We start from the raw sequence: 12,724 nt of genomic DNA on the forward strand, positions 1-12,724 counted from the left end.
CCTTTCCGAGGAGGCTCGATCATCGTGCTCGATCGCAGGCAGCTGCTGCGCGCGGCGGGAGCCGTCGTCGGCGTGGCCACGGTTCCCGCGGTGTCCGTCGGGGCGGCGAAGGCCGTTTCGCGGTCCCACCGCACGGCACGGGACGGGGCCGCCGCGGGAGCCGTGGGCGCGAGCAAGCGGTTCGACCTGACCGCGCCCTCCACCGCCCTGCTGCGCGAGGTCCAGCTGTCCGGCACCCGCGTGCTCCAGTCCTTCGCGTTCGACAACACACGCGGGCACCTGTTCACGGTCCAGCTGGTCGACGGCGGCCTCCGACTCCCCGGCGAGTCCCAGGTCTCCTCGGGAGCCGACCGCGAGGCCAACGGTGACCTTTGCGTGACCCGGCTGGACAATTCCGGGCAGATCCTCGGCACCATGTATCTCCGCGGATTCGGACACGGCGTACAGATCGGCGTCGAATCCACCGCTTCCGGAAGTTTCCTCTGGACCGAGACCCACAACGTCCGGACCCAGAATTCCGACGGCACCTTCAGCGGATGGGGCGACCGGATCGCCCGCTTCAAATTCGCGAACGGCACCGTCCTGACCGCCGATTCGCCGGCCGTCACGCAATACGCGCTGGAATCCGGCGTCGACCGGACCACGGTGGCCGTCGATCCCGTGAACGCGCGGCTCGCGGTGCGCTGCCGGGTCAACGGCGCCTTCCGGTTCCGTCTCTACGACCTCGCCGCGTTCACCTCGGGCGGGCGCACCGCGCTCGCCGACGTCGCCCAGCCCGCCGACCTCCAGCCGGCCTACCCCGACACCTTCCAGGGGTTCGCCACGTACGGCGGTTACCTCTACCTGCTGGCCGGCACCTACTACGGGTCGGACGGCTCGGTCTCCCCGGACGGCAACACCTTCATCACCTGCGTCGACTGGAACACCGGCGCCGTCGTCGACCAGCAGCTCACCAAGGCCGGTTACACGCTTCCCTACCGTGAACCCGAGGGCATGGCCATCCAGGTCCCCGACCCCGCCAACCCGCAGGCCGTGCGCCTGTGCAGCGGCTTCGCCTCCACCACGTCGGACACGGACTCGCGCAAGAAGGCCAGCGTCTACTACAAGGAAGCGCTGATCTGACCCACCGTGCCGGGTACGTTCCGCGGCCGGTCTGCGACCATTGGGCCCATGCGAAAAGGCAGTTCGATACGGGGAGTCGCCGCCGCGGCCTGTGGAGCGGTGCTGGCGCTGTCCCTGGTGGCGTGCGGCGGTTCGGACCACAAGCCCGGCAAGACGAACCGCGGCGCGGTGACCGGCGCGCAGGCGCGCAAGGCCGAACTCGACCGCGTGCCCGGGATCGGGGACGGGCTGTGGAAGCGCGTGCCGGCCGACTCACGCCAGGTGGTGGCCGTCTACGGGGCCGGCCGGAACTCCGCCGACTCGACCGTCGCCCTCTTCACCAGGAACGGCTCCACCTGGACGCAGGAGCGCTCCTGGGCGGCGCACAACGGGCGCAAGGGCTGGACGACGGACCATCACGAGGGGGACAAGCGCACCCCCGTGGGGGTGTTCACGCTGAGCGACGCCGGCGGAGTGCTCAAGCCTCCCGCGACCCGGCTCCCGTACACCGAGTCCGCCGGCTTCCAGGCCCCGCACTCCTGGAGCAAGGGGTACTGGCACGACTTCGACTACGTGATCGCCATCGACTACAACCGCGTCAAGGGCACGTCGCCCAACGACCCGACACGGCCGGAGGGTCAGTCCAAGGGCGGCAGCATCTGGCTGCACATGGACCACGGCAGCGGCACCTCGGCGTGCGTGAGCCAGTCGAAGGCGGACATGGAGTACCTCCTGCGCACCCTCGACCCCGCGCAGCACCCGGTCGTGGTGATGGGCGACAAGGCCGACCTGAAGGTGTGAGGTCATGAGGAGCGGGGGCGGGGAGCGGGCCGTACGTCCGTTCCCCGCCCCCGCTCGTCTCACGCGTGCCGGTGCCGCCAGCCCTGCCAGGCGGAGTCGATCATCTCGTCCAGGCCGAGCCGGGCCGTCCACCCCAGTTCCGTGCGGATGCGGTCCGCCGACGCGACCACCCGCGCGGGGTCCCCGGGGCGACGCGGGGCCACCTCGGGCGTGAGGTTCCCGTTGCCGGTCGCCTTCAGGATGTGGTCCACCATCTCCCGGACCGAACTGCCCTCGCCCCGGCCGATGTTCAGAACGAGCGAGGTGCCCTCGGGAGCCTCCGCCAGCCGCACGGCGGCCGCCAGGTGGGCCGAGGCGATGTCCTGGACGTGAATGTAGTCACGTACGCAGGTGCCGTCCTCGGTGGCGTAGTCGTCGCCGAAGATCCGGGGCGCCTCGCCCGCCTCCAGTCGCTCGAAGACCATGGGGACCAGGTTGAAGACGCCGGAGTCGGCCAGCTCGGGGGAGGCGGCGCCCGCCACGTTGAAGTAGCGAAGGCTGACGGCGCGGACGCCGTGGGCCCGGCTGACGGCGTCGATCAGCCGCTCGCCGATGAGCTTCGTCTCACCGTAGGGGCTCATGGGAAGACAGGGGGTGTCCTCCGTCACGACGTCGACGTCCGGCATGCCGTAGACGGCGGCGGACGAGGAGAAGACAATCCGTCCCACGCCGGTGGCCGCCATGGCCTCCAGCAGCGTCTGAAGCCCCGTGACGTTCTCGCGGTAGTAGTGGAGCGGCTTCTCGACCGACTCCCCCACCTGCTTCTTGGCCGCGATGTGCACCACACCGGTCACGGCATGGTCACGAATCGTGCGCTCCAGGAGCTCCCTGTCGAGCACGGTGCCGACGACCAGCGGCATGCCCTCGGGCACCCGGTCGGCGCTGCCGGTGGACAGGTCGTCGTACACGACCACGTGCTCCCCGGCGGCGGTCATGGCACGCACCACATGCGCGCCGATGTACCCGGCACCGCCCGTGACCAGCCAGCTCATCCTCGCTCCTCCTCGCCGTCGGCACTGGTCAGCAGAGTTGTGCACTCGCCGCGAAAAATCGAATCCGGCGATACGCCACAAATCGCCTCAATGCACACGAGAGCAGATGTGAGGAAGATCTTCAGACCAGGCGAACCCTTGGCATACTCACCGCCTTGCCAACGGAAACTTCAAGTGAATCCCTTACGCTGATGCGGCGGCACGCTTCGGGTCGGTCGACGAGCGGAGCGTGCATCGACCCCGGCCCACGCTGTCGCCCATCGCCTCTCGGAACAGGTTGTCAGGATGCCCAAGCTCTCTCTCGTCGTCCCCGTCCACAAGGTTCAGGCGTACTTGGCCGAGTGTCTGGACTCTCTGCTGGGACAGGACTTCGCGGACTTCGAGGTGATCGCGGTCGACGACTGCTCACCCGACGCCTCGGGTGCCATCCTCGACGAATACGCCCGCCGGGACGCCCGTATTCATGTGATTCACCTCACGGAGAACGTGGGCCTCGGGCAGGCCCGCAATGTGGGCATGGAACAGGCCACGGGCGAATACCTGCTGTTCCTCGACAGCGACGACACCCTCTCCGACGGCGCGCTCCGGGCGATGGCCGACCGCCTCGACGCCACCGGTGACCCGGACATCCTGATCTTCGACTACGCGCGCACCTACTGGAACGGCCAGATCCGCCGCAACCAACGGGCCGACCTCCTCAAGGAGGACGGCCCGAACGTCTTCTCCCTCGCCGACCGGCCGCAGCTCCTCGACCTCCTCCAGATCGTCTGGAACAAGGCGTACCGCCGCGACTTCGTCGCCGAGCAGGGCCTCACCTTCCCGGTCGGGTACTACGAGGACGCCCCCTGGACGTTCTGTTCGATGATCAGCGCCAAGAGCATCACCGTGCTCGACCAGGTCTGCGTCCTCTACCGGCAGCGGCGCGAGGGCGGCAACATCCTCAAGACCACCAGCCGCAAGCACTTCGACGTGTTCGACCAGTACACCCGGGTCTTCGACTTCGTCGACGCGCACGACGAACTCGCCGCCTGGCGAGCACCGTTGTTCCGCAAGATGGTCGACCACTACCTGACGATCCTGGAGCGCCCCGGCCGGCTGCCGCAGAACGCGCGCGCCGAGTTCTTCCACCGTGCCGCCGCCGACTACCGCGCCCGTCGCCCCCAGGACTTCCAGCGACCGCTGGGTGGCAAGGGCCACAAGTACGGCCTCCTGGAACGGAATTCCTACGCCGCGATGGCCGGCGCCGCGGCCGCACTGAAGTTCCGTCAGGCGGTCAGGAAGAGCACCCGCAGGGCGGTCAACAAGTCCAAGCGACGTGCGATGGGCGTCTTCTACCAGTCCCAGCTGAAGCTACCGCTCGACGAGAACCTGGCACTCTTCTCCGCCTACTGGAGCCGCAGTGTCTCCTGCAACCCGGCCGCGATAGACGCCGAACTCGCGCGTCTCGCTCCCCATGTCCGGCGGGTGTGGGCCGTCAGGCCGGACGCCGTCGACAGCGTGCCCGCCGGGGTGGACCACGTCCGCGTCGGCTCCCACGAGTACTGGTCGGCACTCGCCCGCGCCAAATACCTCGTCAACAACGTCAACTTCGCCGACTCCGTGGTCAAGCGCGAGGGACAGATCCACCTCCAGACCCACCACGGCACCCCGCTGAAGACCATGGGCCTCGACCAGCGCAAGTACCCGGCCTCGACCGACATGGACTTCGCCAAGCTCCTCGAGCGCTGCGACCGCTGGGACTTCAGCGTCAGCGCCAACCGGTTCTCGACCACCGTCTGGGAGCGGGTGTACCCCTGCTCCTACACGTCCCTGGAGACCGGCTACCCGCGCAACGACATTCTCGTGAACGCGGGCGCGGACGACGTACGCGCCGCCCGCGCCGCCCTCGGACTGGCGGACGGCAACAAGGCGTTCCTCTACATGCCGACCCACCGCGAGTACCAGCCCGGCTTCACGCCGAGCCTCGATCTGGCCCGCCTGGCCGACGAGTTGGGCCCGGACGTCACCTTCATGGTCCGGGGCCACTACTTCTACGGCAGCTCGCCGCACACCGCCGAACTGCACCGCAGCGGCCGTATCGTCGACGTATCGGGGCACTCCCGGGTCGAGGAGCTGTACCTCGCCGCGGACGCGCTGATCACGGACTACTCCTCCGCGATGTTCGACTACGCCGTGCTCGACCGGCCGATCATCGTCTTCGCGCCCGACTGGGACATCTACTCGGCGGTGCGCGGCACCTACTTCAACCTGCTGGAGGAGCCCCCGGGGTCGGTGGCCACCTCGCAGGCCGAACTGCTCCGGCTGCTCGGGTCCCACGAGTACGACGGTCCGAGGGCGACCGAGCGTCGTACCGCCTTCCGCAAGCGCTTCTGCGAGTTCGACGACGGACACGCATCCGAACGCGTGGTACGACGCGTCTTCCTCGGCGAGGAGAACGCGCTGCCGTTCGTGCCCTTCGCCGAACGCACCCACGCACCCACCCCCGCCCAGGTGCTCGAACTGGTCGAGCGGGCCTGACCCCGAAAGGAGATCGACCCAGCCATGGCCCCTCGGCTCAGTGTCATCGTCCCCATCTACAACGTAGAACGTTATCTGCCCGCCTGTCTGGACTCGCTCGCGGCGCAGACCTTCCGCGACCTGGAAGTCCTGATGGTGGACGACGGCTCGCCGGACGACTCCGCCGCCGTAGCCGCCCGGTACGCGGCCCGCGACGACCGGTTCAAGCTGATACGCAAGGAGAACGCCGGACTCGGTGCCGCCCGTAACACGGGGATCGCGCACATATCACCCGAGTCGGAGTTCCTCACCTTCGTCGACAGCGACGACGTCATACCACCGGACGCCTACCGGCTCATGGTCTCCAGCCTCGACGGGTCCGGCTCGGACTTCGCCACCGGCAACGTCTTCCACCTCAAGGGCGAGAAGTCCTGGCAGGTGCCGCTGCTGAAGATGCTCGCCGGCGAGGCCCGCAGGGGCACGCACATATCGAAGAACCCCAAGCTCGTCGCCGACCGCATCGCCTGCAACAAGATCTTCAGACGCTCCTTCTGGGAGGAGCACGGCTTCGCCTTCCCCGAGGGAATCCTGCACGAGGACATCCCCGTCGTGCTCCCCGCCCACTACAAGGCGCGGGCCATCGACATCATCGGCGAGCCGACCTACTTCTGGCGGCTCCGCGAGGGCGAGTCGGCCCCCTCGATCACCCAGCGCCGCAAGGAGCCCCAGGCCATCCGCGACCGCGTCACCGCGGTGAGCATGGTCAGCGACTACCTCGGCCAGCAGTCGGAGCCCGAGTTCGCCGAATACAAGCGCCAGTACGACGACCGGGTGCTCCGCGACGATCTGCGGCTCTTCCTGCGGGTGCTGCCCGACGCGACGGCGGAGTTCCACGAGGCGTTCCTCGAAGCGACCAACCGCTACCTGGACACCATCGACCGGAAGATCGTCATGGCGCTTCCGACGGATCTGCGTGTCCAGTGGATCCTGGTGCGCAAGCGAGCCATGCCCGAGCTGATCGCCCTGCTGGCCTCACAGCGCCGCAAGGACCCGATCGAGGTGTCCGGCGCGTTCCGCAAGTACGCGAGCTTCCGCACCCTCGAGGAAAGCGGCCTTGAGCTGCCCAAGGCGGCGTTGCGCATCGACGGCGACCTCGATCTGCGCGCCCCGCTGCGCTCGGTGACCTGGGAGAACGGCAAGCTGCTGCTGTCCGGAGACGCCTGGATCGACAAGATCGACATGTCCGGCAGACGCAGCAGTCTCAAGATGATCCAGCTCAAGCGTGAGGGCTCCCGCCGGCGGATGTTCCTGTCCGCCAGGAACGTCTACCACCCCGAGTGCACCACCGACTCCGACCAGAAGCGCTACAACTACGACTGGGCCGGCTGGGAACTCGAACTGGACCCGGCCAAGCTGCGCAGGGGCGGCTCCTGGCACGAAGGTCTGTGGCACGTCGGCATCAACGTCTACGCCTCGGGGCTGGTACGCCGTAGTGGCATCTGGGCTCGCGGCGGTTCCGCCGCGAACTTCCCGCCCTACCAGTGGCTCGACTCCGACTTCCGACTGCTGCCGACCGTCGAGCGCGGCGCGTTCAAGCTGCGTGTCGAGAAGGTCCGCGCCCTCATCACCGACCGTCGGCTGACGGACGACGCGGTGGAGATCAGCGGTGAGATACGCGTCGCGCTGCGGTCCGACGAGACCGTGGCACTGCGGCTCACCAGCCCGAAGAGCGGCGAGGTCCGGAAGTACCCCGTCGACATGACGACGGACGCGGGACGAACCACGTTCCAGGTGCGGGTACCGATGGCCGACGTGGCCCTGCTGGCCAGCGACACCGTCGACGAACAGGCACAGCCGGAGCGCCGGCTGTGGAGCACGGCCCTGCTGGCCGTCGCCGAGGACGGTACGGAGCGCCAGTTCAGCAGCGTCGTGCGGGAAGGTCTGGAGGATCTCAGCTTCGACCTGCCGACGTCCTTCGGCGAGGCCGGTGCCCACCGGGAGATCGCCCTGGTCTCCGGTCACAACGGCTATCTGAAGATCATCGGCCGGACCCGCCGCGCCACGATCACCGAGATCGGGCTGGCGGACGGCCGGATCGTCGTCAAGGGCCGCGCCAGCCGCAGGCTGGCCGGTGCCGACCTCGTGCTCAAGGCCGCCAACCGCTACGACGAGCGCGTGGCCGCGGTGAACTGGCAGGGCGGCGACGGCACCTTCTCCGTGTCGTTCGACCCGTCCCTCATGGGTGGTTCGGGCCAGGTGCCGCTCAAGGCGGGGCGCTGGAACCTGCTGCTGCGCGTCCAGGACACCACCGTTCCCGACGCCGAGTTCGTCGTCGACCGGCTCGCCTTCCCCCATTTCCCGCTCCAGGCCGAACTGGGCGGGCGCCGTTACTGGTTCGAGAACCGCTGGGGCGATTTCCCCCAGCTGAACTGCCGCTCCGAGCTCAGCGACCTGGAGCGCGGCCCGTACCGCCAGCAACAGCTTCGCACCGAGGTCTACGACGCCGGGTGCCAAGAACCGCTGCGGGACCAGGTCTTCTTCCTCAGTTACAACGGCAAGCAGTACTCGGACAGCCCGCGCGCCATGCACGACGAACTGCTGCGGCGCGGCAGCGACATGAAGTTCCTGTGGGCCGTGCGCGACGGCCAGGTCATCCTGCCCCCGACGGCCGAGAAGGTCCGCATGTGGGGCAGGGAGTGGTTCGAAGCCCTCGCCACGTCGCGCTACATCGTCACCAACGGGCACCTGCCCGAGTGGGTGGTCCGCCGCCCCGGCCAGATCATCGTGCAGACGTGGCACGGCACCATGCTCAAGAAGATCGGCCACGACATCGAGACGCTGTACTTCGACCGCGAGTACCAGAACCGTCTGGCGCTGGAGGCGAAGAACTGGAGCCTGCTCGTCTCGTCCAACCGCTTCTCCACGCCCATTCTCAAGCGCGCGTTCTCCTTCGACGGGGAGATCCTCGAGGCCGGGTACCCGCGCAACGACTATCTGTACTCGCCGGACCGCGAGAAGATCGCGGAGAAGGTGCGCGAGACCCTGGGTGTGCCGGCGGACAAGAAGATCGTGCTGTACGCGCCGACCTGGCGCGACGACCAGTCGCACAGCGCCGGTCAGTATCTGTTCGATCTGCGCATCGAGCTGGACGACGCCCGGCGGCGCCTGGGCGACGACCACGTCCTGCTGATCCGCCGGCACTCCAACGTGGTCGACGCGGTACCCGGCGCGGGCAACGGCTTCGTATGGGACGCCTCGGAGTACCCGGACATCGCCGATCTGTACCTGGCCGCGGACATCCTGATCACCGACTACTCGTCCGTGATGTTCGACTACGCCCATCTGAAGCGCCCGATGCTCTTCTTCACGTACGACCTGGAGCACTACCGGGACAAGCTGCGGGGCTTCTACTTCGACTTCGAGAAGGACTCCCCCGGCCCGCTGATCTTCACCTCCAGGGAACTCGTCACGGCGATACGTGACATCGACACGGTCTCCGCCGAGTACGCGGACCGGTTCGAGCGGTTCCACCACCTCTTCTGCGACCTCGACGACGGCAACGCGTCGGCGCGGGTCGTGGACCGGATGCTGGAGCAGGCCCGGGAACTCTGAGCGGGACGACGGAGGGGGCCGGGTCCGGCGGGAGAACGACTCCGCCGGGCCCGGCCCCCTCTCCGTGCCGGTCCACTGTCCGGGCCCGCTCCCGGTCCTCGCGCTAACCCAGCTGCCGCAGCAGCCGTCTGACGGGCCGTACCATCCCCACCAGGACCCGCCTGGCGCGGGCGTTCCACGGCCGCCCGGACCGCGCCGGCACGACCTCGGGGGCCGCCTCGGGGGCCGGGACGGCCGCGGGATTCGGCACAGCCGGAGGACGTGGGGAGGCCACGGGACGCGGAACCAGCGTGGTGAGCGCCGTCAGCTCCTCCACGCGTCCCTGGGAGATCAGCAGACAGCGCAGCCGCGACAGCGGAGGCAGTTTCTCGACGAGCTCGCGCGGCATGTGGTCGGCGAGCAGTTCTGCGGCCAGCTTCACGTGCAAGGACCGCGTCTCGTCGGGCAGTTTCGCGAACGCCCCCTTGAAACGGCCGAGTACCTCCAGGGTGAGCCACCGCTCCAGAAGCAGGTTGCGCCGCTCACCGGGCGGAACGTGATCCGCCACGATGTCCAGGACGTTGCGCACGTTGTCGTAGAACGGCGCCGGGGCGGGCGGCTGCTTCGTCAGATGCGCGAACCCCTCGTGATGGACGAGGTAGTAGCAGTCGTAGTCGGCGACGACGGAGATCGCGCGGGCGCGCAGGTACGCGGGGACGACGAAGACCTGCTCCTCGGCCAGCCTCACCCCCTCCGCGAATCGCAGACGGTGCTCCTCGACGAAGGAACGCCGGAAGAGTTTGTGGGCGGTGAGCGTCCAAATGGCGTGAGTGGTGAAAATATCACCCGATTCGACGTTCCGCCGGAAAGGGGTGACCGGCGCCTTACGTCCCACTCCCTTGATTCTGCCCATCACGACGTCCGAGTCGTTTCGCTCGGCGACCGCCACCATGCGTTCCAACGCCTCGACGCCGAAATAGTCGTCGGGGTCCGCGAAGAACAGGAATTCCCCTTCGGCCAGCTCGATCCCCCGGTTGCGCGGCTGTCCAGGAGCCCCCGAATTCTCCTGATGCACCACCCGGACACGCTCCGGATACTTCTCCGACCAGCGGTCCAGCAACTCCGAACTACCGTCGGTCGAACCGTCGTCCACCGCGACTATCTCGATGTGCTCGAATCCGATCGACTGGTTCACGATGGATGTCAAGCAAGTGTCGAGGTGATCGGCGGTGTTGTAGATCGAAATGATGACCGAGACCTTCGGGCCCCGTTTGGAGCCTAAACCCATCTTCCCCCCACATCACGCTGTCACTGCAAAGGCGGAGGTGGCGTCGAGACACCTCCGCCTTGTCGATTCACCCATCATATTCACAGGGGCTCGGATAAAATCCGACTTTTCCCGCAATCGACAAAAGTGACCATGGTAACAGCGGAATTGAACAGGAAAGGGAACCTAGAACGGCTCGAAGTCGTCGAAGTCTCGCTGTGCCTCGTCCCGTTCGGCCTGTCGGTCCCGGCGGCGCTGCACCGCGGGACGCTGCTCCTCGAAGCGGTGGTCCTCACCGCGCCGGCCCAGCATCTCCGCGCCGGCCATCACCGTCGGCTCCCAGTCGAAGACGACCGCGTTGTCCTCGGGGCCGATGGCGACGCCGTCGCCCGTGCGGGCGCCCGCCTTCATCAGCTCCTCCTCGACACCGAGGCGGCCCAGCCGGTCGGCGAGGTAGCCCACGGCCTCGTCGTTGTTGAAGTCGGTCTGCCGCACCCAGCGCTCCGGCTTCTCGCCGCGCACCCGGTACAGCGGCTCGCCGTCGATCTCCTCGCGGCTGACCGTGAAGCCCGCGTCGTCCACGGCCTTGGGCCGGATGACGATGCGCGTCGCCTCCTCCTTCGGCCGCGCGGCCCGCGCCCGGCCGACCAACTCACCGAGCGCGAACGACAGTTCCCGCAGTCCGGTGTGCGCGACCGCCGACACCTCGAAGACGCGGTAGCCGCGCGCCTCCAGGTCGGGCCGCACCATCTCGGCGAGGTCCCTGCCGTCCGGCACGTCGATCTTGTTGAGGACGACCACCCGCGGGCGGTCGCCGAGGCCGCCGTACTGCTTCAGCTCCGCCTCGATGACGTCGAGGTCGGAGACCGGGTCGCGCTCGGACTCCAGGGTGGCCGTGTCCAGCACGTGCACCAGCACGCTGCACCGCTCCACGTGCCGCAGGAACTCCAGGCCGAGGCCCCGGCCCTGGCTGGCGCCCGGGATCAGACCCGGCACGTCGGCGACCGTATAGACGGTCGAACCCGCCGTGACCACACCGAGGTTGGGGACGAGCGTCGTGAACGGGTAGTCCGCGATCTTCGGCTTGGCCGCGGACAGCACGGAGATCAGCGACGACTTGCCGGCGCTCGGATAACCGACCAGCGCCACGTCGGCGACGGTCTTCAGCTCCAGCACCACGTCCTGGAGGTCACCGGGCTCGCCGAGCAGCGCGAAGCCGGGCGCCTTGCGGCGGGCGGAGGCCAGCGCCGCGTTGCCGAGCCCGCCCCGGCCGCCCTGCGCGGCCACGAACGACGTGCCGTGTCCGACCAGGTCGGCGAGCACGTTGCCCGCCCGGTCGAAGACGACCGTGCCGTCCGGCACCGGCAGCACCAGGTCCTGGCCGTCCTTGCCGGCGCGGTTGCCGCCCTCGCCGGGCTTGCCGTTGGTGGCCTTGCGGTGCGGGGAGTGGTGGTAGTCGAGCAGCGTGGTCACCGACTGGTCGACGGTGAGGATCACATCGCCGCCGCGCCCGCCGTTGCCGCCGTCGGGCCCGCCGAGCGGCTTGAACTTCTCGCGGTGGACGGAGGCACAGCCGTGACCTCCGTTACCCGCGGCGACATGCAGCTCGACGCGGTCCACGAAGGTGGTCATGGTGGGGTGCCTCCAGTGAAGTACGGGTGTTTCCTACGTAACACGCGAAAGGCGGACCCGCCTTCCCGACCGGGAAGTGAGGTCCGCCTCGCGAAGACTCGTCCGGGTCAGCCGACCGGAACGATGTTCACGACCTTGCGGCCACGGTGGGTACCGAACTCCACCGCGCCCGGCTGGAGGGCGAACAGCGTGTCGTCGCCGCCACGGCCGACGCCGGAGCCCGGGTGGAAGTGGGTGCCGCGCTGACGGACCAGGATCTCACCCGCGTTGACGACCTGACCGCCGAAGCGCTTCACGCCGAGCCGCTGGGCGTTGGAGTCGCGACCGTTCCGGGTGGACGATGCGCCCTTCTTGTGTGCCATTTCTCCTCAGTCCCTTACTTCGCAGCCGCGGGGATCTCAGTGACCTTGATCGCCGTGTACTGCTGGCGGTGGCCCTGACGACGGCGGTAGCCCGTCTTGTTCTTGTAGCGCAGAATGTCGATCTTCTGGCCCTTGTGGTGGTCCACGACCTCGGCCTGGACCTTGATGCCGGCCAGCACCCACGGGTCGCTGGTCACAGCGTCGCCGTCGACAACGAGCAGGGTCGAGAGCTCGACCGTGTCGCCAACCTTGGCGGTGGAAATCTTGTCAACCTCAACGATGTCGCCGACAGCAACCTTGTGCTGGCGACCACCGCTGCGCACGATGGCGTACACGCGGATCTCTCTTTCGCTCGGAACGGCACCCCCGCAGGCCAGCCACCCGGACGAATGCGCGAGCGACCTCTCCCGGCCAACCGTGTGCCCGGGAGGAAGAGGTTTACG

9 protein-coding genes are annotated in these 12,724 nt (G+C 68.3%); 4 read left to right on the forward strand and 5 right to left on the reverse strand.

Going from position 1 to position 12,724, the window contains the following annotated elements:
* Positions 1 to 24: 24 nt before the first annotated feature.
* Together AB0F77_RS14190 and AB0F77_RS14195 are read left to right on the forward strand one after the other, a co-directional pair.
* Complete coding sequence (locus AB0F77_RS14190; protein ID WP_361946769.1) at positions 25 to 1,122, forward strand: Tat pathway signal sequence domain protein; 1,098 nt, start codon at positions 25 to 27, stop codon at positions 1,120 to 1,122.
* A gap of 48 nt (positions 1,123 to 1,170) precedes the next feature.
* Positions 1,171 to 1,902: a L,D-transpeptidase family protein gene (locus tag AB0F77_RS14195; protein WP_361946772.1), complete on the forward strand. Its 732-nt coding sequence runs from the start codon at positions 1,171 to 1,173 to the stop codon at positions 1,900 to 1,902.
* A 59-nt stretch (positions 1,903 to 1,961) separates the two neighbouring features.
* Here AB0F77_RS14195 and galE read toward each other — a convergent pair whose 3' ends face one another.
* Positions 1,962 to 2,933: a UDP-glucose 4-epimerase GalE gene (galE, locus tag AB0F77_RS14200; RefSeq protein WP_361946775.1), complete on the reverse strand. Its 972-nt coding sequence runs from the start codon at positions 2,931 to 2,933 to the stop codon at positions 1,962 to 1,964.
* Positions 2,934 to 3,218: 285 nt separating this feature from the next.
* On the opposite strand from galE, the gene AB0F77_RS14205 reads away from it, so the two are divergent.
* Together AB0F77_RS14205 and AB0F77_RS14210 are read left to right on the forward strand one after the other, a co-directional pair.
* On the forward strand, positions 3,219 to 5,450 hold the full coding sequence (locus AB0F77_RS14205; protein ID WP_361946778.1) for a bifunctional glycosyltransferase family 2 protein/CDP-glycerol:glycerophosphate glycerophosphotransferase: 2,232 nt from the start codon (positions 3,219 to 3,221) through the stop codon (positions 5,448 to 5,450).
* Between the two features lie 24 nt (positions 5,451 to 5,474).
* Entirely contained in the window at positions 5,475 to 9,041 is a 3,567-nt protein-coding gene (locus AB0F77_RS14210; RefSeq protein ID WP_361946781.1) for a CDP-glycerol glycerophosphotransferase family protein, read from the forward strand.
* Positions 9,042 to 9,144: 103 nt separating this feature from the next.
* On the opposite strand, the gene AB0F77_RS14215 is transcribed toward AB0F77_RS14210, so the two are convergent.
* From AB0F77_RS14215 to rplU, 4 genes are all read right to left on the reverse strand, one after another.
* A complete protein-coding gene (locus AB0F77_RS14215) occupies positions 9,145 to 10,308 on the reverse strand; it encodes a glycosyltransferase (RefSeq protein WP_361946784.1) in 1,164 nt (387 codons plus the stop codon).
* 165 nt (positions 10,309 to 10,473) lie between these two features.
* A complete protein-coding gene (obgE, locus tag AB0F77_RS14220; protein WP_361946787.1) occupies positions 10,474 to 11,919 on the reverse strand; it encodes a GTPase ObgE in 1,446 nt (481 codons plus the stop codon).
* A gap of 107 nt (positions 11,920 to 12,026) precedes the next feature.
* Positions 12,027 to 12,281, reverse strand: a complete 255-nt coding sequence (gene rpmA / locus AB0F77_RS14225) for a 50S ribosomal protein L27 (RefSeq protein ID WP_361946790.1) — start codon at positions 12,279 to 12,281, stop codon at positions 12,027 to 12,029.
* Between the two features lie 14 nt (positions 12,282 to 12,295).
* The gene (gene rplU, locus AB0F77_RS14230) at positions 12,296 to 12,616 is read right to left on the reverse strand and encodes a 50S ribosomal protein L21 (protein ID WP_004931419.1); all 321 of its coding nucleotides are present in this window, start codon (positions 12,614 to 12,616) and stop codon (positions 12,296 to 12,298) included.
* Between the last annotated feature and the right edge of the window lie 108 nt (positions 12,617 to 12,724).

The sequence above is a fragment of the Streptomyces sp. NPDC026672 genome (assembly GCF_040638185.1).
GTDB lineage: Bacteria > Actinomycetota > Actinomycetes > Streptomycetales > Streptomycetaceae > Streptomyces.

What these genes read in the sequence shown, in the direction of transcription:
- AB0F77_RS14205 (WP_361946778.1), top strand. Translation starts at nt 3,219, where the DNA reads ATGCCCAAGCTCTCTCTCGTCGTCCCCGTCCACAAGGTTCAGGCGTAC.
- AB0F77_RS14210 (WP_361946781.1), top strand. Translation starts at nt 5,475, where the DNA reads ATGGCCCCTCGGCTCAGTGTCATCGTCCCCATCTACAACGTAGAACGT.
- obgE (WP_361946787.1), bottom strand. Translation starts at nt 11,919, where the DNA reads ATGACCACCTTCGTGGACCGCGTCGAGCTGCATGTCGCCGCGGGTAAC.
- AB0F77_RS14195 (WP_361946772.1), top strand. Translation starts at nt 1,171, where the DNA reads ATGCGAAAAGGCAGTTCGATACGGGGAGTCGCCGCCGCGGCCTGTGGA.
- galE (WP_361946775.1), bottom strand. Translation starts at nt 2,933, where the DNA reads ATGAGCTGGCTGGTCACGGGCGGTGCCGGGTACATCGGCGCGCATGTG.
- AB0F77_RS14215 (WP_361946784.1), bottom strand. Translation starts at nt 10,308, where the DNA reads ATGGGTTTAGGCTCCAAACGGGGCCCGAAGGTCTCGGTCATCATTTCG.
- rpmA (WP_361946790.1), bottom strand. Translation starts at nt 12,281, where the DNA reads ATGGCACACAAGAAGGGCGCATCGTCCACCCGGAACGGTCGCGACTCC.